Source organism: Pedobacter sp. AW31-3R, from assembly GCF_052180285.1.
Classification (GTDB): domain Bacteria; phylum Bacteroidota; class Bacteroidia; order Sphingobacteriales; family Sphingobacteriaceae; genus Pedobacter.
This window is the reverse complement of record NZ_CP197475.1, coordinates 2,769,295-2,795,954: the sequence shown is the minus strand read 5'-3', so window position 1 is coordinate 2,795,954 and position 26,660 is coordinate 2,769,295. Positions and strand designations below refer to the sequence as shown.

25 protein-coding genes are annotated in these 26,660 nt (G+C 42.7%); 9 read left to right on the top strand and 16 right to left on the bottom strand.

Annotated features, from left to right (window positions below; genetic code table 11):
* Positions 1–137 precede the first annotated feature (137 nt).
* The 7 genes from ACSBL2_RS11470 to ACSBL2_RS11440 form a co-directional block, all read right to left on the bottom strand.
* Complete coding sequence (locus ACSBL2_RS11470) at positions 138–1,268, bottom strand: FecR family protein (protein WP_442591836.1); 1,131 nt, start codon at positions 1,266–1,268, stop codon at positions 138–140.
* 92 nt (positions 1,269–1,360) lie between these two features.
* Positions 1,361–1,924: an RNA polymerase sigma factor gene (locus tag ACSBL2_RS11465; protein WP_442591835.1), complete on the bottom strand. Its 564-nt coding sequence runs from the start codon at positions 1,922–1,924 to the stop codon at positions 1,361–1,363.
* 188 nt (positions 1,925–2,112) lie between these two features.
* Entirely contained in the window at positions 2,113–3,738 is a 1,626-nt protein-coding gene (locus tag ACSBL2_RS11460) for a PAS domain-containing sensor histidine kinase (protein WP_442591834.1), read from the bottom strand.
* 124 nt (positions 3,739–3,862) lie between these two features.
* Positions 3,863–4,177, bottom strand: a complete 315-nt coding sequence (locus ACSBL2_RS11455) for a hypothetical protein (protein WP_442591833.1) — start codon at positions 4,175–4,177, stop codon at positions 3,863–3,865.
* A gap of 111 nt (positions 4,178–4,288) precedes the next feature.
* Entirely contained in the window at positions 4,289–4,885 is a 597-nt protein-coding gene (locus ACSBL2_RS11450) for an NAD(P)H-dependent oxidoreductase (RefSeq protein WP_442591832.1), read from the bottom strand.
* Between the two features lie 203 nt (positions 4,886–5,088).
* Positions 5,089–5,952: a helix-turn-helix domain-containing protein gene (locus ACSBL2_RS11445; protein WP_442591831.1), complete on the bottom strand. Its 864-nt coding sequence runs from the start codon at positions 5,950–5,952 to the stop codon at positions 5,089–5,091.
* 49 nt (positions 5,953–6,001) lie between these two features.
* Positions 6,002–6,766 (bottom strand): MBL fold metallo-hydrolase, encoded by a 765-nt coding sequence (locus ACSBL2_RS11440; protein ID WP_442591830.1) that lies wholly within the window; start codon positions 6,764–6,766, stop codon positions 6,002–6,004.
* A gap of 93 nt (positions 6,767–6,859) precedes the next feature.
* On the opposite strand from ACSBL2_RS11440, the gene ACSBL2_RS11435 reads away from it, so the two are divergent.
* The gene (locus ACSBL2_RS11435; protein ID WP_442591829.1) at positions 6,860–7,210 is read left to right on the top strand and encodes a winged helix-turn-helix transcriptional regulator; all 351 of its coding nucleotides are present in this window, start codon (positions 6,860–6,862) and stop codon (positions 7,208–7,210) included.
* Positions 7,211–7,220: 10 nt separating this feature from the next.
* On the opposite strand, the gene ACSBL2_RS11430 is transcribed toward ACSBL2_RS11435, so the two are convergent.
* Complete coding sequence (locus ACSBL2_RS11430) at positions 7,221–7,772, bottom strand: hypothetical protein (RefSeq protein WP_442591828.1); 552 nt, start codon at positions 7,770–7,772, stop codon at positions 7,221–7,223.
* A gap of 109 nt (positions 7,773–7,881) precedes the next feature.
* Here ACSBL2_RS11430 and ACSBL2_RS11425 point away from each other — a divergent pair, with 109 nt between their 5' ends.
* Positions 7,882–8,769, top strand: coding sequence for a LysR substrate-binding domain-containing protein (locus tag ACSBL2_RS11425; RefSeq protein ID WP_442591827.1), 888 nt, complete (start codon positions 7,882–7,884; stop codon positions 8,767–8,769).
* Between the two features lie 90 nt (positions 8,770–8,859).
* Here ACSBL2_RS11425 and ACSBL2_RS11420 read toward each other — a convergent pair whose 3' ends face one another.
* The 6 genes from ACSBL2_RS11420 to ACSBL2_RS11395 form a co-directional block, all read right to left on the bottom strand.
* Positions 8,860–9,990: a sensor protein KdpD gene (locus ACSBL2_RS11420; RefSeq protein ID WP_442591826.1), complete on the bottom strand. Its 1,131-nt coding sequence runs from the start codon at positions 9,988–9,990 to the stop codon at positions 8,860–8,862.
* A 132-nt stretch (positions 9,991–10,122) separates the two neighbouring features.
* Positions 10,123–11,193, bottom strand: coding sequence for a porin (locus tag ACSBL2_RS11415; RefSeq protein ID WP_442591825.1), 1,071 nt, complete (start codon positions 11,191–11,193; stop codon positions 10,123–10,125).
* 126 nt (positions 11,194–11,319) lie between these two features.
* The gene (locus ACSBL2_RS11410; RefSeq protein ID WP_442591824.1) at positions 11,320–11,886 is read right to left on the bottom strand and encodes a K(+)-transporting ATPase subunit C; all 567 of its coding nucleotides are present in this window, start codon (positions 11,884–11,886) and stop codon (positions 11,320–11,322) included.
* Between the two features lie 75 nt (positions 11,887–11,961).
* Positions 11,962–13,992: a potassium-transporting ATPase subunit KdpB gene (gene kdpB, locus ACSBL2_RS11405; RefSeq protein WP_442591823.1), complete on the bottom strand. Its 2,031-nt coding sequence runs from the start codon at positions 13,990–13,992 to the stop codon at positions 11,962–11,964.
* Positions 13,993–13,998: 6 nt separating this feature from the next.
* A complete protein-coding gene (gene kdpA / locus ACSBL2_RS11400) occupies positions 13,999–15,717 on the bottom strand; it encodes a potassium-transporting ATPase subunit KdpA (protein ID WP_442591822.1) in 1,719 nt (572 codons plus the stop codon).
* Between the two features lie 8 nt (positions 15,718–15,725).
* Positions 15,726–15,803, bottom strand: a complete 78-nt coding sequence (locus ACSBL2_RS11395) for a potassium-transporting ATPase subunit F (RefSeq protein ID WP_082035969.1) — start codon at positions 15,801–15,803, stop codon at positions 15,726–15,728.
* An 877-nt stretch (positions 15,804–16,680) separates the two neighbouring features.
* On the opposite strand from ACSBL2_RS11395, the gene ACSBL2_RS11390 reads away from it, so the two are divergent.
* From ACSBL2_RS11390 to ACSBL2_RS11360, 7 genes are all read left to right on the top strand, one after another.
* On the top strand, positions 16,681–16,860 hold the full coding sequence (locus ACSBL2_RS11390) for a hypothetical protein (protein WP_442591821.1): 180 nt from the start codon (positions 16,681–16,683) through the stop codon (positions 16,858–16,860).
* A gap of 142 nt (positions 16,861–17,002) precedes the next feature.
* Positions 17,003–18,160, top strand: a complete 1,158-nt coding sequence (locus ACSBL2_RS11385) for a zinc-dependent alcohol dehydrogenase (protein WP_442591820.1) — start codon at positions 17,003–17,005, stop codon at positions 18,158–18,160.
* Between the two features lie 295 nt (positions 18,161–18,455).
* Positions 18,456–19,646 (top strand): GAF domain-containing sensor histidine kinase, encoded by a 1,191-nt coding sequence (locus ACSBL2_RS11380; RefSeq protein ID WP_442591819.1) that lies wholly within the window; start codon positions 18,456–18,458, stop codon positions 19,644–19,646.
* Positions 19,647–19,999: 353 nt separating this feature from the next.
* Positions 20,000–21,094 (top strand): glycosyltransferase family 4 protein, encoded by a 1,095-nt coding sequence (locus ACSBL2_RS11375; protein WP_442591818.1) that lies wholly within the window; start codon positions 20,000–20,002, stop codon positions 21,092–21,094.
* Positions 21,091–22,233: an acyl-CoA dehydrogenase family protein gene (locus ACSBL2_RS11370; RefSeq protein WP_442591817.1), complete on the top strand. Its 1,143-nt coding sequence runs from the start codon at positions 21,091–21,093 to the stop codon at positions 22,231–22,233. The genes ACSBL2_RS11375 and ACSBL2_RS11370 overlap by 4 nt, the downstream gene beginning before the upstream one ends.
* Complete coding sequence (locus tag ACSBL2_RS11365; RefSeq protein WP_442591816.1) at positions 22,226–23,572, top strand: bifunctional PIG-L family deacetylase/class I SAM-dependent methyltransferase; 1,347 nt, start codon at positions 22,226–22,228, stop codon at positions 23,570–23,572. The genes ACSBL2_RS11370 and ACSBL2_RS11365 overlap by 8 nt, the downstream gene beginning before the upstream one ends.
* Positions 23,562–24,620, top strand: coding sequence for a glycosyltransferase (locus ACSBL2_RS11360; protein ID WP_442591815.1), 1,059 nt, complete (start codon positions 23,562–23,564; stop codon positions 24,618–24,620). The genes ACSBL2_RS11365 and ACSBL2_RS11360 overlap by 11 nt, the downstream gene beginning before the upstream one ends.
* Here ACSBL2_RS11360 and ACSBL2_RS11355 read toward each other — a convergent pair.
* Both ACSBL2_RS11355 and ACSBL2_RS11350 read right to left on the bottom strand, forming a co-directional pair.
* Entirely contained in the window at positions 24,610–25,422 is an 813-nt protein-coding gene (locus tag ACSBL2_RS11355; RefSeq protein WP_442591814.1) for a galactosyltransferase-related protein, read from the bottom strand. The genes ACSBL2_RS11360 and ACSBL2_RS11355 overlap by 11 nt on opposite strands.
* Positions 25,423–25,435: 13 nt before the next feature.
* A complete protein-coding gene (locus ACSBL2_RS11350) occupies positions 25,436–26,638 on the bottom strand; it encodes a glycosyltransferase (RefSeq protein WP_442591813.1) in 1,203 nt (400 codons plus the stop codon).
* Between the last annotated feature and the right edge of the window lie 22 nt (positions 26,639–26,660).

Here is a 26,660-nt window from a genome sequence, read left to right as displayed (position 1 = left end):
GGAGGGAGGTGTTGGTAGCACCTCCTTCCTTCATTTTTGAACTCCCTTTGCTGCTATTAACTTTCCTGTTGTAAATATTTTTTCATGTGAGTTTGGGTTTGGTTGTAAGTTGATTGATAGGGTTTGTTTGGTGATATTTAATTGGGCTTTTCTACAGTGACCTGTCTTCCGGAGACTACAAAGTTCAGGTTAGCGGCCTTGCCGATGCGCTCCAGCACTGATGCGAGGGTTCGGGTACTGGAGATATGGCCACTTAAGGGAATCAATTTCAAATCGTTATCTGAATAAATGACTGAGATGTTGTACCATCTGGAGATTTTCCGCATCACACTTTCGGTAGCCTCCCCGTCAAAATAAAAATCATTCCTTATCCAGGCGGTTTCCATTTCCAGGTTTGCCTGAGTGACTTTAATATTCCCTCCCTCATTCAGCGCCAATTGTCCGGGTTTTAACCGCTGTTGCTGATTGATCAGCACAGCGCCCTCCAGCAATGTGGTTTTGGTCAATTGTTCATCAGGATAAGCATTCACATTAAAATGAGTTCCAAGGACCCTTACTTCCTGATGCACTGTGCTAACAATAAAAGGGTGCATTTTATCTTTTGTTATTTCAAAATAGGCCTCTCCGGAAAGCCGGACCTTTCTTTCTTTCAGGTTCGAGAAATTTGATGGGTAACTGATGGATGATGCAGCATTTAAAGATACTTTTGAATGGTCAGGCAAAATCACTTCCATCCGCTCTCCATTGCTCGTCTCCAGTGTATTGAAACCTGCAACACCCGCATCATTTGATTTAACCTCATATAACAGTTGTCCGCCGGCTGTTTTAGAGATAGCCACTCCCTGTGTTTCTGCCAATTTACCTGAGGTGGCAGCTGAAATATAGATTTTTTTACCATTTGACAGTGTGAGTGTAGCTGCATTTTTTCCCGGCATCAGATCGGACGACGAACGAAGCACAACCGTTGATTTTTTGTTCAATGCAGGGCTGAAAAAATAGATACCAACGACAATAAAAGCTATGGCCGCAGCCAGGGCGGATGCCATTTTCCAGTTCAGGCTGAGGGAAGATGATTTCGGCATCGGCTGACCCGCCGGCAATGAGGTGATCAAACGTGCATACAATGCATCATAATGATGAATCTCTTCAGGCTCCGGATTGTCGGCCGACTGCATATTGTACCAGCTTTCGAACAATGCTGCTTCACTCTCCGTACATTTTCCTTCTATATATTTCTGTATCAATTCCTGCGCCTGCCTGGTATCCATGTTTAATTTTATTTTATCGCTTTATAATGATAGGACAAAACTGAAAATGATTTGGGGGACAAGCAGTAAAAAAAAATTAAAGTTTATTGATTTTATATAAATGGAAGGGTGAACAGTACTCCAAACTTTGTTCTTAACACCTTTAGTGCGCGGGCAACCTGTGTTTTTACAGTTTCATCACTCAGCCCGAGTTGTGTTGCAATTTGTTTGTAGGACAACCCGGCATTGCGCCGAAGTTCAAATATTTCCCGCATTCTGGGTGGTAATTTGGAAATCTCAGCTTCTATTTCGGCAGACAGCTCATTGTAGCGAACCAATTCATCGGTTACGTAAGCTCCCTGATCAATAAACTTCTGCAACGACTCCATATAAGTCAGCTGTAGTTTACTTTTATTGATCACATTTACGGTACGGTTTCTTGCAGCAGTATATAGATAAGCAGAAAGTGAGATTTTAAAATCTATGGCCTCACGGTTCAACCAAAGACTGGTAAAGATATCCTGAACCACATCCATGGCCTGATCTTCATCAGCAAGCATCCTATAAGAATGACGGAAAAGTAAGGGCCAGTAACGGGTATAAATTTCTGAATATGCCTGCTCATTCCCCTGTTTCAACAATAAGGACAGTTCATGATCATTAAGTGTGATATACATTTCCATTTTTGACAAAAAACAACCTCAATCCCTTCCCGGCTTCAGGCCAAATGTAACGATATTCCAATAAAAACCGGAAATATCCTGCATAAGCGCAAAAATCTGACTGCTTTCCTCCGTTAACCAGCAGATATTGACAATTGTTAGGGCGATTATAAGGCCCAATAACAATCCTGGGGCGATGGGGATTATATTTTGATGCTGGGTATACTGAAATAAAAGGTTGAACCTTTCCCGATTTCGCTCTCTGCCCAGATCCTGCCTCCATGTCTGCTGATGATCTCGGCAGAAAGGTAGAGTCCGATACCAAAACCCGAAACCATATCGATCTGTTTCCCTGGCACCCGGTAGTACCGGTCGAACAGTTTGGGCAGGTCCTGCGTATTCACACCAATTCCCTGATCACGGACCGAAAAAACCACTTCCTTGCCCTGCACTTTACAATTTACCACTATTGGCGCCCCCAAAGGGGAATACTTTACCGCATTAGAGATGAGATTGTTCATCACATGTCCAATTTTATCACGGTCGGCATCGACCAAAATCTGCTGCACATCGGCAAAAGCAATCTCATGGGAAGAGATGGTCGCAGCAAATTCCTCGGCGATCTCGGCCATCAACCCGGCCATATCGAAGCGTTGCACCTCCAGATTGATCTTGCCTGCCTCCAGTCTGGAGACATTCAAAAATCCGTTAATCATTACAGACATCTTCTTCAGCTGTCGCTGCATCTTTTCCAACAACCTGTAAGTCAGCTCATCACCACTATTCTCAAATACTTTTCCCAGCACCTGTGCATACCCCGTGATTGAAGTTAAAGGAGTTTTAAGCTCGTGGGACACCATGGCAATAAAGTCATTCTTACGTTGCTCATCCTCTTTTTGTACAGTTACATCCATCACCACTGCATAGATATGCGAAAAACCACCCCCGCCATCAGGGCGTACCTTTCCTGCCACCCGCATCCATCGCCTTTCTCCGGTCTGTAAGTGACGGATTGCATACGTGCTGTCTACCGGCGTTCCATTCCTCATCGCATTGTTCATGGCCAGGTTCACTTCGTCCAGGAACTCAGGTTCCACTGCGGCGGTAACCATTTCCCAGGTAATCTCCCCGGAAGTAGGAAGTCCATATAAAGACCTGTAACGCGGAGACATTTCTGCCTGACCGGTCTTCAGGTCCAAACTGCAGCTGCCCAGGTCGGCCGCATCAAAAGCCGCCTGTAAATTCTCCTCACTATTTTTTAGTTCCACCGTACGCTGTCCGACCTGCTTTTCCAGATTAAAGTTGAGCGACAGCAGCTCCTGTTCGGCAAGGTCCAGCTTTGAGGTCAGCGAGGATACTTCCAGAGCAGATTCTGCCTGGGCACTCCTGCTCTGGGCCAGCTGATTTCCCAGCAGCACCTGATCGGTCACATTCGTTGCCAGCTGCACGATATAGCTGATCTCCCCCTCATCATCGAGAACAGGTGTATGGCTGGGATCCCAGTAACGGGTCATAAATTTTCCGGGAGCTGAAACATCCGGCACATCGTAGCGCTGGAAATTCATCACGTGGCGCTTTTTAGTCCGCAATACCTCTTGCAAAGACGCGCTAATGTTCTTTACCCCATCAGCATCCGGCAATTCCGGATTTTCAGGAAAGGCATCAAAAATATACCGGCCTATGATCAACTCACGTTCCGTTTTTGTAGCCTCAAGGTAAAGGTCGCTGGCAGTGAGGATATAGAGGTCAGGAGAAAGCACCAGAAACATGCTTGGCGCAGTCTCCAGTGCTCTTAGCGTGTCTGATGATGGTGCATTATAGGTTTGCATTTAAAATCTGGCTGGAAAAAGTTTTGGATAAATATAGCGTAAAGTGAATGATCTTTTTACGCTATCCTCACTCTACAACTAAAACTCAGCTATTTTCAGCTACTGACCAATTGGAAATGAAGGCCTATGAATGGTTTTTGCCCAACATCGGCACCACCACGAATTTAACGATACTATGTGCAACCAATGAAAGCGCCGCTGTAAATCCGAGGATAATCACTTTTTTAGTGGTACTATCGAAATAGTCAAGAAAAGAAGAACGGCCGGAACCACTATACAATAGGGCGAGTACAAAAACGATAATTCCTGTTATCCATAAGGTAAGATGTGAATAGAAATAACGCGTGCGGGCGAGTTGTGATTGAGGAAAAGAGGTCAGTAACAAAGCCACATGGATGATAAAAAAGATGATAGATACTGATATCAGAAGGTAAAACATGGGATTTTTTTTAATTTTTAATTACAAATATAAAAACATTTCAATAGTCATACGAGATCTGAAGCAGCAGGGATCAAAAAATTTCACCTCACTGAAGCTGGAAGAACATTTCTACAGTCCAAAAACTCTTTCCAGATGTGCTGGGTAGTTGGCCAAATCAGCTGAGGCATCCTCATCTTTGAAAATATCAAAACTGTTGTAATCTGCTACAACCTCTACACCACAAAACCGGTAGTTACTGGTGATCTGAATAAAAAAATCTGCAGTACTTCTGCCCTCAAATAAAAGTTGCTTCTTATCGTTGAATGCCTCAACAGGTGCATTCCAGGTAGCGCAGACCATAAATCGCTTATCCTGTAAATGTCCCCCGGTTCCATACTGCCTTGAAGGGTCAGCTTTGGTTCTTCCATCGCCGGACAGAAATTTACGGCTATGCAGTCCGTAGTTGAAAACTTCGTCCACATATTTCTTATAAATCCAGGGAGCGCCAAACCAATTCACCGGTGTCTGCAGAATAATGATATTCGTCTCCAGATGCTTTGCCACCTCTTCATCCACATTATATCCTTTTTCAACTCTAGTTTCTTCTACAAGATATCCCATAGTTGTAAAGAACTCCTTCGCAATCTGTTGAAATGCGTTGTTCAATTTACCTTCCGACCAGTTCGGATAAGTTAAGTGTGTATTGATCAATAATACTTTTTTCATTAGAATATAGTTGTTTTTTAAAGGTAATGAAGCGATCATGCGCCTATTCACTGTTGTTTGTAAGCGGTAGGCTTATGATGGTTTCACAATTTCTTAATTTTATGGGACAAAATTAAAAACTGGTCAGGTGTGGGAAGGAAACAGACTACCTGTAAAAAAGAGACAAATTACCGATCACAATACATGTCCTTTCATAAAGGCATTTATTGTGATTTATTGAGGAGCAGGCGTCTGTATTCGGTCGGTGTGAGCTGAACTTGCTTTTTGAAGAATCTGGCAAAATAATTAGGGTATTCAAATCCCAGTTCATAAGCCACCTGGGTCGTATTCATTGACCTCTTTTCTTCCAATAATTCCTTTGCCTTTTTGATCACAAACTCATGGATGTTCTCAAGAGCGGATTTATTGGTAAAATGCTTGATAATATCACCAAGGTAATTGGGTGTCAGACCAAGTTTATCAGCGAAGTACTGAACATTGGGTAATTTTCGCACAGGTGTATTGTAATACTCATTAAGGTATTGCAAAAAATCTGTTAGAATACGATTATATTGTCTTGGATCATTGGAAAACTGTCGTTTATAGAATTCTTCCACCAGTGAGACCAACAGATTTACATAGGAGAGCAGAACATTGAACTGCAGTTTTTCACCATTATAGTATTGCATCATGAACCGAAAAACAGTATTGATTTCCTGCACTTCCTGTGCTGTCAGGTACAATGCTTCATGCTGCCCATAATCCAGGTAATTCTTAAACAGGAAGCGGTGTTCTTCAATTATTCTTTTTGAAAGCTGCACATACATTCCCGAGTAGGTAGGTGCAGCATTCCAGCCTGTAGCGATATCTGGACTGTTGAAAAAAACCGCTGTGACTGGCTTAGCATCTGGAATGGATTGATCAATAAAATTTACTTTAATGGAAATGCGGTAAAAATCTACCATTACAGGTTCAGATTTCAGTAACATATTTGGCGGATCATAATATCCGATGTCGAGGTCATTGTCCAGGGGTTTATTAAGGCCAACATATGCGTTGTATGAAATAAAATCTTTGAACTGTTTCATGGTACAAACTTAGTTTTTTTTGAACTCCATTATCCAAATCCTGATGATTTTAAGTATGCAGGAAAACTTCACCATCCTCAGGTACATAACAATAATCCGATAATCCTTCCGCAGATAACTGTATTTTTATGGTCTGCCTGCTTTCCTTACTGTGGTTCACCGATTCCAGATGCACCACAAACACCCTTGATTTTGGCGCATACCGGCAAACTTCAATGACATCAGCCATATCCATTACTATCGGATCACCTGTCACAAAGCCTGCACCACCACCATTCACAACAATATAGTCCGGCTGATACGTCGCTATACTTTCCTGAACCTGTTCACACCAGATCGTATCACCAGCCAAGTATAGTTTTTTATCATTTTCAGTGATCACAAAACCTGACACCAGTCCCATCCTATCCCCAATCTCGCCGGTCCCATGCCTTCCATCTGTACGGAAGATCTCTATTCCCTGCCAATTCAGCTTTTTGTCGACCGGAAAAAAATTGCTGAAACCGTTTTTCTCTATCTGCGGTACATCCCAGGGCTGGCAAATTATAGGAATATCCTTCCTGATCATTTCCTGTGCGATCAGATCCCAATGATCTAAGTGCAGGTGCGTTAAAATGACAGCATCGATACGATCAATTAATTTTTCAAGAGCTGCAGGATTTAATGGGAAATCCGCTGTCGGATTTCTTACTGCATTCCCGGTAAAGCTGAAAGGTTCGTAAGTCCCTTTATTTGCCAGCATCGGATCAATAAGTATCACCTTGTCATTCACCCTGAGTACCTGTGTAGCGTTTCGCAAAAGTTGAAGTTTCATGGAAATAATTTATATTTGATAGCAAAGATGAATCAATCACACTTAAACAACAAGCAGGTTACCTTTAGGTGACCAGTTCACCATCAAGTAACTATGAGTTATCAGCAGTTCAGACATTGCGGGTTAAATGTGACACTCAGCATGCTTTCGGGTAAATGGAAACCCATTATACTTTACCATCTTTTTCATAACAAGGAAATGCGCTTTACCGAACTTTGGCGCATTATTCCAAAAGTCGCTAAAAAAGTGCTTTTAGAACATTTGCGCCAAATGGAACAGCATGGTCTTCTCATAAGGGAGGAGAAACACACCTTCCCGCCGGAAGTTTATTACCGGATATCTGAAAAAGGCCGGACACTGGGGCCAACTCTTGCGGCGATGGAAAGCTGGGCAAATGAACATGCGGCAGAAGAAGTAGACCTGATGCGTCGCAGTCGAAAATAGCGAATTTCAATTAAATACCATAGTTCCCTGTAAGTGCTTTCTTCGCTATGCTTGCAGCAAAAAGAGGCGTCTCTTCCTGGTTGTGGGCATCTGAGGCCAGCTGGCGGTCATGCGCAGCCTGTGCAAGGCTAAGGTGATGAACTTTCATAAACTCAAAAAATTCGGGGGTAGCCGTTGCATGAATTTCATTGGTATACACGCAGCTATTGTCGTCTAATTTTGTGGCGCGGAGTTCCCAAAGCACCTGAACTTTGCTGCGGCCATTTGCGGTAATGGAATCAGACACAGATAACATACGACAATAGTCAGCCTTATACTCCGTAGCCACGTAGTGTTGAATAATTAAGGCATTGCCAATGGTTTCCACATTGATCGACATGGGTGTACCGTCCAGCGTGCGTGTAAATCCGGCTGCAATATGCGCTGGGGAACATCTTTGGTATTCTGCATCGGGAAGATTGAATAACCAATCGGCGATATCTACTTTTTCTATCGGTGCATTAATGATCGCTTTTACGGTGGAATGTGAAAGCGCATTTTCGGGTGTTTGTTTAATTTCCATAATTCTTTTTGATTTGATACCCCAAAGTTCAGCTTAAATATATTATCGTCTAAACTCTAATTTTCGATATAGTTGATCGAAAATTCCGATTAACTTTTTACCTTCGGGAATGGAACTACGCCAGCTCAAATACTTCATTAAGGCAGCCGAATTACAAAACTTCACTGAGGCTTCCAATTCTTTATTTATCACCCAAAGCACATTGTCTCAGCAAATTAAGCAACTGGAAGAAGAATTGGGCATACCGCTGTTTGACCGGATTGCCAAAAGGGTAAGATTGACAGAAGCAGGAAAGGCTTTTCTACCCTTTGCCCAAAAAACCGTAAAAGATGCCGATGACGGGAAGAGTATGCTGAAGGACTTGATGAACCTGAACACCGGTACCTTAATTATTGGAGTGACCTACGGGCTCAGCAATTTGCTCAGCAAGGCTGTGCTTGATTTTTCCGCACAATATCCCAATATCCAGCTGCAAATCGGTTTCGGAACAACTCAGGAGCTGTTGGTCAAACTTGAACAGGGCCATCTTGACCTGATGTTATCCTTCTCCCAGGAAGAGAAGAATGGAAGCTACCACACCCTGCCTTTATTTTCTTCGTCCCTAGCACTTGTTGTCCATCAAAGTCATCCAATGGCCAACCGTAAACAAATCAATCTTAAGAACTTAGCGCATCTGCCCTTACTTTTGCCTTCCGGAGGTTACAGCATCAGAAACTACCTGGATTCCATATTGCAGAAACACGATTTATTGCTTGATATCAAGATGGAAGTAAATGATATCAATATGTTGTTACAGCTGGTAAACAGTGGAAAGTGGGCAACGGTACTGATGGGCTCGTCTATATTTAATCACCCCGACTTAAAGGCGATCAAAATTACCGGAGAGGGCATGACCCGGCTGGGAACGATAACCTGGCCTTCCGGAGCCTACCGCAAAAAATCTGCACTTTCACTTTCAGGCATGTTAACCGATCATGCTAAGGATTTTCCTGTTTAGCAACAGGGGTCGGTCTGGAACAACCCACGGCATGATGTGCAGCTATCCAATCACATTTTATCTTCATGATGTTGGTATTGTAATCCTGTTTTAGGAAAGAATCACAAGATCAGTTTCCGTTTCAGCGATGTTTTTTAAAAGCTTACTCAATATAGCTGTGCGCATAATCACCTGGAAGAGGTTCAGATGGGGTTTACCAATGCAAATTGTGGTGACCTCCTTTTCCGCAGCAATCCGCGCTATGGTCTGTGTCACATCATCATCTTTAATCCTGATCACTTCACCACCAAGCTCGGTGGCCAGCTTGAAATTATTGATCAGGTGCCGCTGTAAATCCAGTTTGATCCTGTCGCCGCCTTCACTGCTGCGTTGTACATACAATACGATCCATGGAGAGCGGTAGTAAGAAGCCAGTCTTGCCGTTTTGCGAATAATGATCTTCGCCGTATGGTGATTAGTGGAAATACAGGCCAGGAATTTCTCCGGCCGCAGCTTGATTTGCTTCGGCACTTCTACACTGATCTTTCTTTCCAGGTGATGCGCCACCTCTTTAAGTGCCAGTTCACGCAATTGCAGGATCCTTTCCGGCTGGAAAAAATTATCCAGGGCCAGTTTAATCTTGGTCTGGTCGTAGATTTTACCCGCCTTCAGGCGGTCAATTAGTTCATCAGCAGTTAAATCGATGTTCACGATCTCGTCGGCCGACTCCAAAATCTTATCGGGTATGCGTTCCGTGATCGGGATACCTGTGATCGTTTCAATCTCCTGGTTCATGCTTTCCAGGTGCTGGATATTGACGGCGGAGATCACACTGATCCCTGCATCAAGGATATCTGCCACGTCCTGCCAGCGTTTCCCATTCTTGCTGCCTTCCACATTGGTATGGGCAAGTTCATCAACAATAACAACCTCCGGATGTCTGTTGATAATGGCTTGCACGTCCATTTCCTCCAGTTCCTTACCTTTATAAAATATTTTCCGCCTGCCAATCATTGGAATCCCCTCCAAAAGGGCATGCGTTTCCACACGGTTATGGGTCTCAATATAACCGATCTGTATATCAATCCCGTTCTTCAAAAGCGCATGAGCTTCCTGCAGCATCCGGTAAGTTTTACCCACGCCTGCACTCATTCCGATATACACTTTAAATTTCCCCCTTCTTGATTTTTTGACCAGATCAAGGAATTTTTTTACAGATCCTGTTTTATCGTCTTCTTCCATAATTACCATTTTATAATCACATATCCTTCTCTCACGAGATAAGCTACCGCAATGACGAATAATCCTATGCAAAAGCATAGGATTATTTTTACGCGAGGTGTCTTTAAATACCCGGGTATCCTATTGCTGTTATTAAAATGACACCGCAATACTGGCAGTCAGTGTCGCATTATGGTTTACAGGACTCATATCCCTGACAAACACCTGGTCTTTACTGTCATACACCTTACCCTCCAGCCTCAGTACCGCATTGCTAACCGGAGCATAATCTATATTCAAAGAGTAACCGGTAGTCTTAAAGCCATTTGCTGTTCCGGTAGCTATAAAAACGCCGTTTTTATCCTCATAATATTCCACTCTTCCGGCCATTGCCCATTTGCTGTTTATTTTATACTGCGCAATTGCAACAGGCGATAATACTTCATTCCTGTCATCGCTTCCTTTTTCTTTCTGTTGTGTTCCATAATCAAGTCCAACAGTTAATCCAAACTGGTCTGTCAGCTGGAATATTCCATAGATATTGTGATAGAAACGTCGGACGCGGATAGAATCAGCTCCTTCGGTACCCAAATAATTACTGTAGTTAAGGGTAATCTTTCCGGTTGGTTTCCAGGTCAACTGCACACCACCTGCAGGCTGGCTATTTCCGTTCTGACGGGTTATCCTTTGCCATCCGTTCAGGTAAAATGCAGCCGCAGTAAATTTACCATCGTTGGTACCGTAGGTAATCTTTGCACCCGACTCATAATAAGGTGTATTTTCAGAAGAAATATTCCTGGTCAATACCCAGCAGTCTTTAGAAACTGCACTCTCAAAACCAATATGAGAAGAAAAAATCCCCGCATCAACCCAAAGGTTCGCAGATTCGGAAAGTTTAAGTCCGGCATTGGCTTCAAATACATTTTTCAATACGCCTGGTTCAGCTGCGAGATTGGCATTGGTATAGGTACCTGCCATCAAACCAAGGTTGGCCCTTACCCTGTCACTCTCATAACTTCCTTTAATGAAACCCAGATTAAGGTTCATTTCATTATGCCGGTTATGTGAATAGATAAAGCCAGGTCTGTTATTATCAGCGGGTTTGTTAAAATCGTATCCATAATATGCTTCCAGGTATCCGGTTACTTTGATCTTTGGTGCATCCTGTCCATAAGCAACAGATCCAATTGTCAACGCTGCAGCCAGTACTAATAGTTTTTTCATATATTTATTGTAATTATTTATGCTTAAATAAGATTCCGATTTCCGTTAAGCTTCCTGTTCCTGGAGTTGGCAAACGCATGTGGACCAGGCAGCAGGCCGGAATAGGGTATAAAGGTTTATTGTTTTTTACTTTTTTAAATTGTCCAGGGCAAGATTGAGTTTTAACACATTCACTGAACTGGGACCAAAAAGACCCAGCAATGGTCCCTGCGTATTTTCAACGACCAGTTCAGCAACTTTTCTCTCCTCCAGTTTACGGTAAGCCGCTATACGCCTGATCTGAATGATTGCACCCTGTTCAGAGATATTGGGATCCAGTCCGCTTCCTGAGGCAGTGACCATATCGGCCGGAATGTCTGCTTTGCTGAGGCCTGGATTGTATTTCAGTAGGGTATCAATCCGGTCTGATACCTGTTGCAGGTAATCCGGATTTGAAGGGCCTTTATTAGAACCCGCAGATCCCTCTGCATTGTACCCCACTGCAGAGGGTCTTCCCCAGAAATATTCCGGTTTGGTAAAAGACTGGCCAAGCAAGGCATAGCCCACTACTTTACCATTTTTTGTGATTTTCTCACCACCTCCCCCACCTTCAGCGAAGCCTCCGGCAAAGGCGACAATAAGGGGATAGATGACACACAGCAGGACCAATAAGACAGCTGTTAAACGTATGGATTGTAAGATGTATTTTTTCATGATTTTATGAGTTATATAAATGTTTCCATTCTATTTCAAATGGACTTTCCACTGATGGTGGGATCAAAAGCTGTTTTACACAAACAAGCCCACCACTACATCTATCACCTTGATTCCGATGAAGGGCGCAATCACCCCGCCGACACCATAGATCAGCAGGTTTCTGCGAAGTAAGGCACTGGCTCCGATAGGTTTGTACTCCACACCTTTAAGTGCCAGCGGAATCAGGATTGGAATGATGATCGCATTGAAAATTACAGCCGACAGGATTGCACTCTCCGGACTGTGTAAGCCCATGATGTTCAGGCTTTGCAATGCCGGAATGGAGGCAATAAACAGAGCGGGCACAATAGCAAAATACTTGGCCACATCATTGGCAATGGAAAAGGTCGTCAGTGTACCCCTGGTAATCAGCAATTGTTTACCAATTTCAACAATCTCGATCAGCTTGGTCGGATCATTGTCAAGGTCTACCATATTACCGGCTTCCTTTGCTGCCTGTGTACCGCTGTTCATCGCTACACCAACATCTGCCTGGGCAAGCGCCGGTGCATCATTGGTTCCATCACCCATCATTGCCACCAATTTACCCAGGGCCTGCTCTTCCTTGATATAATTCATTTTATCTTCCGGCTTTGCTTCTGCAATAAAATCGTCCACACCAGCTTTTTCAGCAATAAACTTCGCTGTTAAGGGATTATCTCCGGTCACCATTACCGTTTTTACGCCCATTTTCCTAAGGCGTTCAAAACGTTCGCTAATTCCCGGTTTGATGATATCCTGTAATTCGATTACCCCCATTGTTTTCTCATTCAGGGCCACCACAAGTGGCGTACCCCCGTTACTGGAGATGGCTTTCACCTGCTCTTCAGTTTCTACAGGAAAAGAGTTTCCTGCATGAAGGACCATATTCCGGATGGAATCGAATGCACCTTTGCGTGTTCTTTTACCATCGGCAGTATCGAGTCCGCTGGAACGTGTTTCAGCAGTAAACTTAATGAATGTTGATCGGGCTGGCGCAGGCATCACTTGGTAATCCTTAGCGATGGCCAGTTCCAGGATAGATTTTCCTTCCGGGGTTTCATCTGCCAGGGAACTCATCACACAGGCTTCCATAAAATCATTGAAACTTATTCCCGGTGCAGGATAAAAGTTTGTTGCTTTACGGTTACCGATAGTGATCGTCCCGGTTTTATCGAGTAGCAACACATCAATGTCACCCGCAGTTTCTACGGCCTTACCTGATTTGGTAATGACATTCGCCCTTAATGCCCTGTCCATACCGGCAATACCGATTGCAGACAGCAATCCACCGATAGTTGTAGGGATCAGACAGACAAACAAGGAAATCAATGCGGCAATTGTAATTGGCGTATTTGCATAATCGGCAAATGGTTTTAAGGTAACACAGACAATGATAAACACCAGGGTAAAGCTGGCCAGTAAAATGGTGAGGGCAATCTCATTCGGGGTCTTCTGACGCGAAGCCCCTTCCACCAAAGCAATCATCTTATCGAGGAAACTCTCGCCGGGCTGCGTATTTACCTGCACCTTGATCTGATCAGATAACACCTTCGTACCTCCTGTTACAGAAGATTTATCACCTCCGGATTCCCTGATTACCGGGGCAGACTCCCCTGTAATGGCAGACTCATCAATCGTAGCGATACCTTCAATGATCTCCCCGTCGGTAGGAATGGTATCACCCGCCTCGCAGATAAATACATCACCCTTTTGGAGCAGGCTCGATGAGCGTACTTCGATCTTTCCATTGGAAAGAATAACTTTGGCCGGTGTCTCTTCCCTTGTTTTCCTTAGGGAGTCGGCTTGTGCCTTTCCCCTCGCCTCGGCAATGGCTTCGGCAAAGTTCGCAAACAATACCGTCAGCAGCAGAATTAAGAAAATTAGAAAATTGTATGCCGGAGACCCTTGTCCGCTATTGCTGAAAGAATAAACAGTAACATAAGCCATAATGACCGTGCCGATCTCAACGGTGAACATCACCGGATTTTTGATCATCACACGAGGGTCAAGCTTGATGAAGGACTGTCTCAGTGCGGTTTGCACTAAAGCAGGTTCAAATAATTTATTTGATGAAGATTTCATGATAATCTATTTAAGCATAGTAAAATATTCTGCCAGTGGACCTAAAGCCAGGGCAGGGAAGTAAGAAAGTGCGTTCAGCACAATAATCACAGCGAAGGTCATCAGACCAAATGTCAGCGTATCGGTTTTCAGCGTACCTGCAGATTCAGGAATATATTTTTTCGCTCCCAGTAATCCTGCGATGGCCACCGGGCCAATAATTGGCAGAAAGCGTCCGATGAGCAGAACAAATCCGGTAAGTACGTTCCAGAAGATATTATTGTCGCCCAGCCCTTCAAAACCAGATCCGTTATTTGCGTTTGAAGAGGTCACCTCATACAACATTTCTGAGAAACCGTGGAAGCCGGGATTGTTTAACCAGTTTTGAGGCTGGACAGCCCATGCCGCATCTCCATGGTTCGTAAACACATAACTGGCAATGGCTGTACCCGCCAGAATGAGAAATGGACTTAACAAGGTAATCAGTGCTGCAATTTTCACTTCCCTGGCTTCAACTTTATGTCCCAGGAACTCAGGTGTTCTTCCCACCATCAATCCTGAAATAAATACGGCAATAATCAGGTAGATAAAATAATTTAGCAATCCGACTCCACATCCTCCGTAAAAGGAGTTGATCATCATCCCAAGTAATTGCCATGCCCCGGTCAGCGGCATTGTACTATCGTGCATGCTGTTCACAGATCCTGTGGAAATAATCGTCGTTACCGTACTCCAGTAGCCGGAAATAGCAGGCCCGAAACGAACTTCTTTACCTTCCATTGCACCTGTAGTCTGTGAGATACCCATCTTCGCAAGGGCAGGATTTCCGCCCAGTTCTGAGCTGATGGTTGGAATCAGGAGCAGGAACATCCCAATGGTCATTACCCCAAAGATAATCCAGGCCAGTTTCCTGCGTCTGACAAAAATCCCAAATGCGATCACCATGGCAATAGGGATTATCACCTGTGCGATCAGTTCTACCGTATTGGTGATATAATTAGGGTTTTCAAGCGGGTGTGCTGAATTGACACCAAACCAGCCACCACCATTTGTTCCCAAATGTTTAATGGCAATCATACCGGCAGCTGGTCCCCTGGATACATTGACCGTATCGCCCTGCAGGGAAATAAACTGGTCTTTAGCTTCATAGCTGGTTGGGGTACCATTAAAAGCAAGTATAAGGGCAACAACCAATGATAAAGGCAACAGTAAACGCGTAATTGATTTCACGAAGAAATCCCAGAAGTTTCCAAGTTTCACGCTGGTTTTATCCCTGAATGCTTTAAAGAAAACAACAGCAGAGGCAATACCGGTAGCACAACTCACGAACATCAGAAACATCATGACCACGTGCTGCGTAAGGTAAGTGATCCCGCTTTCCCCCGAATAGTGCTGCAAGTCGCAGTTGACCACAAAACTGATGATCGTATTGAAAGAAAGGTCGGGTGTCATGCCCGGATTTCCGTCTGGGTTTAGAGGGAGCTTATCCTGATAAATCAGGACAAAAAAACCATAAACTAACCAAACAAGGTTAATCGTAAGCAAGGCTTTCATGTGTTGCTTCCAGTTCATTTCTTCCTTAGGGTTTATCCCGGAAAGCTTGTAGATTCCGGATTCGAGAGGTTTCAGAAAGTCCGTCCAGACTTTTTCTCCTGCAAATACCTTAGCAAGGTACCTGCCCAGTGGAATAGCGATGACCAGCGTGAGCAGGTAGGTCGCTACAATTCCAAGTAATTCTGTGTTCATAACTTTAATTAAAATTTTTCGGGTTTAATCAGCACGTAGATCATGTAAATGAAGACGGCGATGGCGATAATAAATAGTGCGATCATAAATTTTAGATTTTTTCGAACCAGTCGATGGATTTGTAAATCACCCAGCAGAGGATCAGCAGGGCCAGAAATAGTACGGTTGTTAACATGATTATTTAATTTTATAATCCCCCTATGCCAATAGGAATGCCACCTTACACAACACCACAACAACACACTAATTATCAGACAATTAATGCCTTTAAAAAATATCACAGCTGCTTTTACAGGGTAAAGACCTTTCCATAATGGAAGGGTCTTTACCATATTGGAATCATTCTTCTCATGATTTATGGCTATTTTTGAAAAAAGGTACTGCCCATAAACACCTCTTGTTTCTCTATTGACATGAGGAAATAGAACAACTTACACTACATTTCATGCTTGCTAAAAGAATATCTCTATTCCTCATCTTTACCGTATACACCTGTTTCCAATCGTCATCTGCTCAAAGTGTATACAGCAAAGCCTACGGGGATCGCAAAAACCCGCCATTGATTTTTATACATGGTGGTCCCAGGGGGAACGAAACATGACAATATGTTACTAAATCAGCCCCCTAATAAGACAAAAAAACCTTTCCACGGCTGTAGGAAGGGTGCTTTAAAGTATTTTGAACGGTTATTTATATCATATGCGTTCGCAAGTCACTATTGTCAATACTTGCTTCCTGGAGCTGCAACCAGTCGTATACATTAGGTAGCTACTTCTTCACAACCAAGCTCATTGCAAATGAAATGGCTACGGTTGGCAAAAGAACCATGAAACCTTTCCTCATCCGTAAATATTGATGGCAACGCCAATTCTCGCGACGTTCCTGTTCACAAGCAACCGGGCGACCAATCCTCCTATTGAGTGACCGATCACAATAGTTTTAAGTTATCCTATATCCAGAGATATGATTGAATCGAACGAAGAATATAATCCTCAGAAGCTAAAAGAAGTTACCGATGACCTTCTAAAGAAACAAATTGAACTCCTGGAAAAGACGGCCGATTCCAACCGTAAACTAGATGATCTTCGGGAACGCACAAGAGAACTGCTGCACCATGACGATCAATCATACACCGATAACTGAAAGTCAGATTAATCCTTGTTGACTTGCTGTAGCTTTCAGGACAGGCATCAATCTGTTTTAATAATTTAGGTACAAGATTTCGAAACATTCTCAGCAAACGACCTGTTCTTTCAACACATCTACTTATAAAAACATCCATTCTATGAAAGCAGCAGTATTTCACAAACCTGGTGACATTAGTTACACCACAGTTGCCGACCCCCGTATTGAGCTGGCAACAGATATCATTCTTAAAGTCACTTCCACAGCTATTTGTGGCTCTGATCTTCACATCTTAAGTGGTGCTGTGCCACAAACGACAGACATGGTCATGGGCCATGAGTTTATGGGTATCGTTGAAGAAGTCGGTGCTGAAGTGAAGAACCTTAAAAAAGGCGATCGCGTAATTGTTCCGTTTCCTATTGCCTGTGGTCAGTGTTTCTTTTGTAACCATGGTGCTTCACCGAGCTGTGAAAACTCAAATTACAAACACTACGGTCCAAATGGTGATTTGATGGATCAGAAAGGCGCAGGATTATTCGGTTATACCGATCTGTACGGCGGATATTCCGGTGGACAGGCGGAATACGTCCGTGTCCCCTATGGAGACGTAAGCCCAAGAATTATCCCTGAAAACTTAACAGACGAACAGGCACTTTTTCTTACTGACATTTTCCCTACCGGTTGGTCTGGTGTAGACTGGGCGCAACTAAAGGGCGGAGAAGTGGTAGCGATATTTGGTTCAGGCCCTGTAGGATTAATGGCACAGAAGGCAGCCTGGCTCAATGGCGCTGGCCGGGTAATTGCCATAGATCCCCTGGACTATCGTTTAGAAAAAGCAAAGGCAGTAAATCGTGTAGACACACTTAATCCTCATCAGGTAGATGTTGTTGCTGCATTAAGGGAAATGACAAATGGGAGGGGTGCCGATGTCTGCATTGATGCAGTAGGTTTTGAACCGGAACGCTCGCTTGTAGATAAACTGAAAGCGACTATCAACTTTGAGAAAGGAAGTATGAAAGTACTGGAAATGTGCTTTGAAGCAGTAAGAAGAAGTGGGACCGTCTCTATTCTTGGTGTATACGGCAGTCCTTATGACAATTTTCCGCTGTACCGCATTTTTGATAAGGGGATAACCATCAAACAGGGTCAGGCACCAGTCCTTAATTACATTGACCACCTGATTACTTTGGTTAAGGAAGAAAAAGTAGTATTAGACGATATCATCACCCATAGCCTGCCATTGAGTGAAGTGGCTCAGGGATATAAAATCTTTGATGAGAAGAAAGATGACTGTGTAAAAGTGGTTTTAAAACCTTAAACATTTTCAATAATTACATGCCCTGTTCTTTAACTGGAACATGTAATTATTGCATTTTTATAGATTTTTTGGTAGGGATATCACAATAGTTTCTTGTGCACCTAACTCAATTTGCTCATGACACCAACATCCGACTTATGGGTTTGACAGTTGATTGATAGTATATCAGAATCTCCCCTAAAAGACTAGCGTACTTCTGAATGATTACCTGTTGAAACCCATACTTCCAAAAATTATTCTATCTTTGAGTAACCACGCTGATCTCTAAATCTGGATTTCATGAAGGACTATACTTATGACTGAAACCTTAACAGATAACTTCAAACAAGATATCGAGGCAGTATCCAGAATTGAAGAAGTAAATAGTATCCTTGATGTCATTTCAAAAATCACACATATGGGATTTGCAGCCGTTGCCAGGGTTACCAAAGAACGATGGATCACCTGTGTCACCGTCGATAAAATTAATTTCGGACTAAAGCCAGGAGATGAACTGCAACTTGAAAGCACGATATGTTATGAAATTGAAAGCTCGAGGAATCCTGTAGTCATCAGCAATGTAGAAGAAGATCCTAAATATTCAAATCATCATACACCAAAACAATATGGCTTTAAAAGCTATATTTCTGTTCCTATTATCCTGGAAGACCAGTCTTTTTTTGGGACACTTTGTGCAATAGACCCCTCTCCTGCCGAACTTGATAAACCTGAGATTCTTTCCATGTTTCAGCTATATGCCAGTATGATTGCTTTTCATCTGGATACCACCCGGAAACTGGTAATTAGTGAAGATTCACTGAAAAAGGAAAAAGAGATTTCTACACTACGCGACCAGTTTATTGGCATTCTGGGACATGATTTAAGAAATCCATTGGGGGCAATTCAAAATAGTGCTCAATTGCTGAAGAGATTGTCTTTGAATGAAAGGGGACTAAAATTGACCAAAATCATCTTAGATAGCTCCTTTAGAATTAACGGAATTATAGAAAATGTGCTTGATTTTGCACGTGGAAAATTAGGAGATGGCATTGCTGTTCATCTAGAGTCTTCAGAGGAACTCGAAGAAACTTTAAATCAGGTGATTTCAGAATTGTCTATCATTTCACCTGAAAAAGAAATCGTACCAAAATTTGTATTTGAAACAGATTTTAAATGCGATACAAAGCGAATTGCACAGTTATTCTCAAATCTTCTAGGAAATGCAATAAGTTACGGAAAGCCTGGTGCACCAATTATTGTAAAAGCCATATCCAATGAGGTTGAATTTCAACTGGCAGTGTATAATGAGGGTGAAAAAATACCGGAAGCAACGCTGAAAGATCTATTCGAACCTTTTCACAGAGCAGGCTCAAATCAGAACAATAAAAATGGTCTGGGATTAGGGTTATATATTTCAGCCGAAATTGCCCGGGCACATGGTGGTACACTAGAAGTAAATTCGACCGACAAGGAAACTTGTTTTAGTTTACGGATCCCTTGTGAATAAATATTTCTTAGTCTCCTTTTTCCCTTTAGCTAAAGTTTGTCCGCTACATTTCTAAAGGCTATTTCTACTGGTAGAAATAATTGAATTTATCTGCATATCATTCGATCACAACTCAAAGCTTGGATTGGTGTAAATCTTTTTTCCTATAATTTAATGGTCAAGAACATTAGAATGCCTAGACCAAATATAGAGGTATGTCGATCTTTATTTTAAAACAGTTATGCAAAATAGAAGATGATCCTAGGGGCAACAAAACTGACAGATTTCATTTTATTGATCCTATTTTAAAACATACCTTTTAATTTACTGTCTATCTATAGAGGAATGTATTCAAGGACATCCTAATCTACTATATGAGAATCGGAATTATCGCCCATCTAAAGCATCCTATTATTGCGCCTTTTGCAGGTGGACTGGAGGTGTTTACCCATCAAATTACAAAAGCTTTTGTGGAACGTGGTCATGAAGTGTACTTATTTGCCAGCTCAAGCTCAGATTCATTACTTCCTGTGATATCTATCTTATCCGATCAGGATTATGACAGCCATACCGGTATTCGTATGAAACGACGGGATTTACCCTCAGAGTATATCGCGGAACACCATGCTTACTTCCGTCTGATGAAGGAGATTGACAGTTATAATCTGGATGTGATATTTAACAACAGTCTACACTATATCCCCATTACAATGGCAAACGTGTTAAAGACACCAATGCTTACAGCCCTTCACACCCCACCCTTTTATGAACTTGGATTAGCTATTCGTGCAGAAAGAAGCTCCCCCAAAGTGAATTATGTAACAATCTCTGCCCAGAGTGCTATAAACTGGGAGGATTACATTCCCAATTGCCAGGTCATACCAAATGGAATATCATTGCAAAAATGGGAAACCTATGTTGAGCCCTCTGTGGAAAAATATGCAGTCTGGTTTGGCCGGATACATCCTGATAAAGGATTACATCTCGCGATTGAAGCAGCGACACTTGCAGGCATCAAATTAAAGGTGGCAGGAAGGGTCGCCGATCAACGGTATTTCGAGGAGCGTATTACACCGTTACTGAATGAGAACGTATCGCTGCTGGGTTTACAGGAACAACCACAATTGAATCAACTCATCGGCGGTGCACGTGTTTGCTTGGTCACGCCATGCTGGCAGGAACCCTTTGGCCTTGTACTAGCGGAAGCCATGGCCTGTGGTACGCCGGTTGCAGGATTCAATATGGGCGCATTACCAGAACTGATTTCTAAAGAAGTTGGTGTATTGGTGGACTATCCCGACTGCCAGGCACTGGCACAAGCGATAGACAAAGCCATGAAACTCGACAGGAAAACAATTGGCAACTATGCCAGGGAAAAATTCGATCTGAATTTAATGGTCGAACAATATGAACAGCTACTGACCACGGTTGCCACCAAAACGCAACATTCTAATTATGCAATTTCATGAGAGAAAAGAATACTATAAGACAGGATCAGAAATTCGACAACGGAATGCTAACACAGGTGCTGGAAAAAATTGCGCAACGCTCCTCCAAATCAGAACATCATCCGGAGGGACCACAGGAAGAATTTCAGTGGCTCAAGGATTGTGGCGCACTTGCCATTGTTCTTCCAGGAGAGCTGATGGATTTTAATGCAGGACGTACGCTGCAACTTTTAAAGTTGCTGAAAGATATTGGACAAGCAAACTTATCTGTGGGACGAATATTTGAGGGACATATCAATGCATTATACCTTATCCACCTATATGCGCGAGAGAGGCAACGCGAAAAATGGTATCAGGAAGTGAGGGATCACGGTTACCTTTTCGGCATTTGGAATACGCAAGCAAATGATGGCGTCAGATTCATTGAAAGTGAAGGCATCATCAGCATTGAAGGGAGCAAAACATTCTGTTCCGGAGCAACTTTAGTCAACCGGGCATTGATCACTGGCAACATTTCTTTATCTGATCGAAGCGGCTGGCAAATGGCCATCCTTGACATGAAGTCCGTTGATAGTCAAAACATTGACCGAGATAGCTGGAAGACTTTAGGTATGAAAGCTTCGGGAAGCTATAAAGTTGATTTTAGTGGTTACGAAATTACTGAAGATGAATTTCTTGCGGATCCGGGGATGTATTTGAGACAGCCTTATTTCAACGGAGGAGCAATCCGTTTTGCCGCTGTGCAACTCGGTGGTGCTGAAGCCATCGCAGCACACACACTTGCTTATCTGCAAGAACTGAACCGCAGTGCCGATCAGATTCAGCAAATGCGAATATCGAATATCATGACGCTGCTGATCTCTGGAAGAATATGGCTCAATCAGGCGGCTGTTTATTATGATAAATGGGCCAATAGTGGTACGCACGATGAGGAGTTAATTACCTTCGCTAATATGACAAGGATCAGCATTGAAGAGATTTGCCTGAAGATTATGGATGAAAGCAACCGCTGTGTAGGAGCGCGGGGATTGATGCATCCTTATCAGCTGGAACGAATCTATAGAGACCTCAGTTTTTATCTGCGTCAGCCGGCTCCCGATGCAACCAGACTAAAAGTGGCAGAATTTTTTATCGAAGATAATTCAGCATTTAATGAATAGCCCATTTGACAAAATCGCCTTCAGGGCAGCAGCTATTCCTGTGTCTGCAGAGGACATTAGTGCTGTAAAGCGTTGTTCGGTGCTTGTGCCTCATCCCGATGACGAATCTCTGGGATGCGCTGGCCTCATCGCCTTATTGATAGCACAGAAATGTAAAATACAGATCATTTTAACCACAGATGGAAGCATGTCGCACCCTAATTCCAACACTTATCCCGCAGCGTTGCTTTCAGCATTACGGCATGCTGAATTGATGTGTGCTTTAACATTGCTGGGTCTGACTTCAGATCACTTGATTAGCTATGGTTCCACGGATTCATCCATGCCTGGCAAGGGCGAAGCCGGCTTTGAAGATCTGGAGGAAAGATTAGCTTCAGACCTCCTGGATTTTTGTCCAGAACTGATCCTTGTGCCTTATGAGCTTGATCCGCACCGCGACCACAGGGCAACCTGGCAGCTTCTGATGGCAGCACTTGAACGTAACAAGATTGAAAGGCCAAAGATCTGGGAATATCCCATTTGGTTATATGCTAACGCTTCAGTAGATGATATTCCCGACCTCAAACGAAATGAGCTACTGGTGGTAGATGTAAGTAGTCACTCCCACCTAAAAGAAGCCTGCATATACGCACATCAATCCCAAACGACCAAACTAATCGGCGATGATCCCAAGGGATTTATGCTTTCTGCAGAAATGATTTCCAATTTTACCAATGGAAAAGAATATTTTATGGAGAGAGAAAAACTCAATCCCAGCACTACCCTCTCCAGTGATTATTTTGAAAAACTCTATAGGAAAAATATCGATCCCTGGAATTTTGAGACGAGTGCATATGAAAGAAATAAATACTTGGCAACAATAGATGCGATCCCGGATGGCCAATATCCATCCGCACTGGAGATAGGATGTTCAATTGGCGTACTGACTGAAATGTTGGTTTCAAAATGCATTCGGCTGACTGCTATGGACATTAGCAAAACTGCATTGGAAAAGGCCAGAATAAGGCTTAAGGATTCACCAAAAGTGAATTTTATAGCTGGTGGTGTTCCTTCCGACTTTCCATATGGAAAATATAATCTCATTGTGATCAGTGAGGTGGGTTATTATCTTTGTATGGGAGACTTGCTTAGACTAAGAGATCAGGTAATCAAAGCACTAGAAGAAGATGGAGTGCTACTACTCGTACATTGGACACATTTTGTGGTAGATTATCCACTGACTGGAGATGAGGTACACGACTGTTTTGGTCAAACAAAGCTTAAACTTCAGAGTAGCAGCCGTACGGCCGATTACAGGCTTGAAATTTACGTTAAAGAGCGGATTGCAAATGAATTTTAAAATAGCGATTTATATCCACCATCATGGTCTGGGTCATTTCATGCGTACCATGACCATCGTCAATGCGCTTCCAGATTATGATTTCATTCTTATGGGAAGTAAGTTACCCATTCAAACTCCACTACCATCGCATGTACGTTTGGTACATTTACCTAGCGATTTACCGGATGCAGATGATACTCACTATAAGAGAGGTCATATGGTAGAAAGTTTACATTATTCCCCTCTAAATGTCCATGGTATAAGAAGCCGTTCAGCGATAATTACCGACGTTTTTAAAAATGAATTTCCGATGATACTGATTGTTGATGTGTCAGTAGAAGTGACTTTACTTGCCAGGTTATGCGGTATTCCCACAATAGTTATGCGTCAGCATGGAAAGCGTACGGATCTGCCGCACTTACTGGCCTATCAAAGTGCTGAACTCCTCATTGCTCCTTATCCCCGATCCTTATATCATGGGGAAGAAGATGAAGCATATGCTAAAACTGTATTTACCGGAGGCTTTTCGAAATTTACTACCTCATTAAATCCGGTAGAAGAACTTACAAATCATATCGCGATAATTATTGGTGGGGGTGGCAGTTCTTTAACAAGTGATTTTGTGATTTCACTTGCATCCACCTTCCCTGATTACTTTTTTCATCTATTGGGAAATGTAAGCACTGAACCTGATGGACCATTTAATCTAAAATGGCATGGTCATCTTGAAAATCCACAACAGGTGATTGAAAAATGCATAATTGTGATTGGAAATACAGGTCACAATACGGTGATGGAGATGGCGAACCTCAATAAGCGTTTCATTGGCATCCCGGAACAACGTCCGTTTGATGAACAACTCGAAAAGGCGGAAGTAATCAAAAACCGTCAGGGTATTTACATTTTGTTACCCGAGAATTTATTCAAAACAGATTGGAATCTGGTATTTCAAAAATTGCGGTCACAAGCACCGGATTGGGAAGGTGTGATTGCTTTTGATGCAATTGATATCCTCACTACCGCTATTATCAACACCGGAAATAGATTATTTAATGTTAACGCTTAAGTACCTGCCGAATTTCATACAGATCAGGGAAACGTATCGTTATAATCTCAGTTGGCCGCCATTCAATTAATCCCCGATCCTCAAAAGCTTTCAACCAGCCCTCCATTGGCCACACACCCCATTTGGCAAAAAATCTACCGGCATTACTGATGATATCATCAAAATGATTTAGTGGCGGCGAATAACTATCGTGGTATTGATGATATGCAAAAGCTTGAACACCTTGAATACTTAGCTTTTTATTTTCTGCAGCAAAAGAAAAGTCGGTATCTTCTGCACCATAACCTTTATAAGCTTCGTCAAAACCTCCGATATGAAAATATACCAGCTTGGAACAGGCGAAATTCAGCGACCAGAAAAGTTCAAATGGAACTTCTGTCAGATGCGATCTGATCGGATCCGGAATACTTAGGTCGTGTAGATTTTTCAGGAGATATTTATCCTGCATAACCTCTTTGCCCAAATACCTTATCTGACCACTCAATAATTGCCCACTCCACTGGTGCTGTTCATATATCCCTATCAGATCAACTGCCGGAATACAATCCACATCCAAAAAAATCAAGAAATCACCTGATGCTTTATGAGCAGCGAGATTCCTTGCTGCAGAAAGAGGAAGAGTCTCCATAGCATAGATTTCAAAGCATCTTACTGGAAAAGGCATTGAAGGTAATTTTCTGATGGGTTCATTCATAAAAACAATGATCACCTCATCTGGCATTACCTGATTTGCTGATAAGCCTTTCAACAGATTTTCTAATGCTATTTCCCTTCCTTTTACTAATGTTAATACCGATGTCATTTAAAATACTGGTTTAAACTGCAATTGCATCAGCAGTTGATATTGGCGCAACCATTATTTTTTTAATGATAGTATTCCCTGAACCGGAAAAATATACTCTAAAAGACCGAATGACTTCAGAAATTGGCCGCAAAGCATCCTTTTGCGCTCCAACTGAGTGGAAATCAACATCAATTTGCTCCCAGAAAGATTCAAAAAATTGAGATGACCTGAGCGAATCCAATAGAGATAAAGACTCTTTATTCATTAGTTGGGCAAGACGCAATACTTCTACATGCAATACACTATAATTATCGATATTTAACCAGATATTACGCAGGCTGCTTTTAAGATTGAATTTAAAAATTAAAGTATCCAATGTATCCACCATTTGTTCCTCATGGTTACTGCTCATATCAGTCCAATGCTTTAGTTGTACAGAAAACCCAAATTCCACTCTTCCTTTAAGGCGGGAGGAAGTAAAGACCCTGACTTCAGGTGCATGTCTAATTTTTGCATCGATGCGTTTCAGTGCTTTACGAAACTCTTCATCTTCCAGATAGGGAATAACAGGTAATCGACCAGCCCTGTCATAAATATCACAGGTCACCGCTAAACTAGGACCAAAACATTGGAAATGCCGGGGCCATGGATTCGAAGAGCATGGATCAATTTCCGCTTCCAGACGGGTTTGGAATAACCTGTAAGTTACATCCTGCAGATGGTGTTGCTTTGAAAGCAGTGGAACATCACGGGGAAGGATTCTTCCCCCAACTACATCTGCGCCCTTTTCCATCTCCACCAAAATATGTTGTATCCAGTTTTTGTCCACCTGACTGTCTGCGTCAGTAGAAACGATGATTCCTCTCTCTCCCACACTCATGTTCAGCCTACGATAAGCTGCATCCATCAACATCCGTCTTACTGTGCCAATATGGGCAACCTCCGTATTAAGTGCTACGTACTCCAGGTGTAAAACAAATAATGGATAATCTTTCTGATAGGACTTACAAACCTGTAAGGTATCATCGCTACAGTTATTGACCAATACCAGTACCTCATAGGAATTTGGACACAAAGGATTCCCTTTCAAGTCCGTTTGGTTCCTTAATGCGTCGAGGGTCATGGAGATATCCTGAGATTCATCTTTTGCCGGAACAATCACCGAAAGTTTCAGGGTAGGATGAACAGGTACATTGAAAAGAAAAGAGGCATCTGGGGAAAGATATTTGTCCATAAGTATGATTGTTTTAATCTAC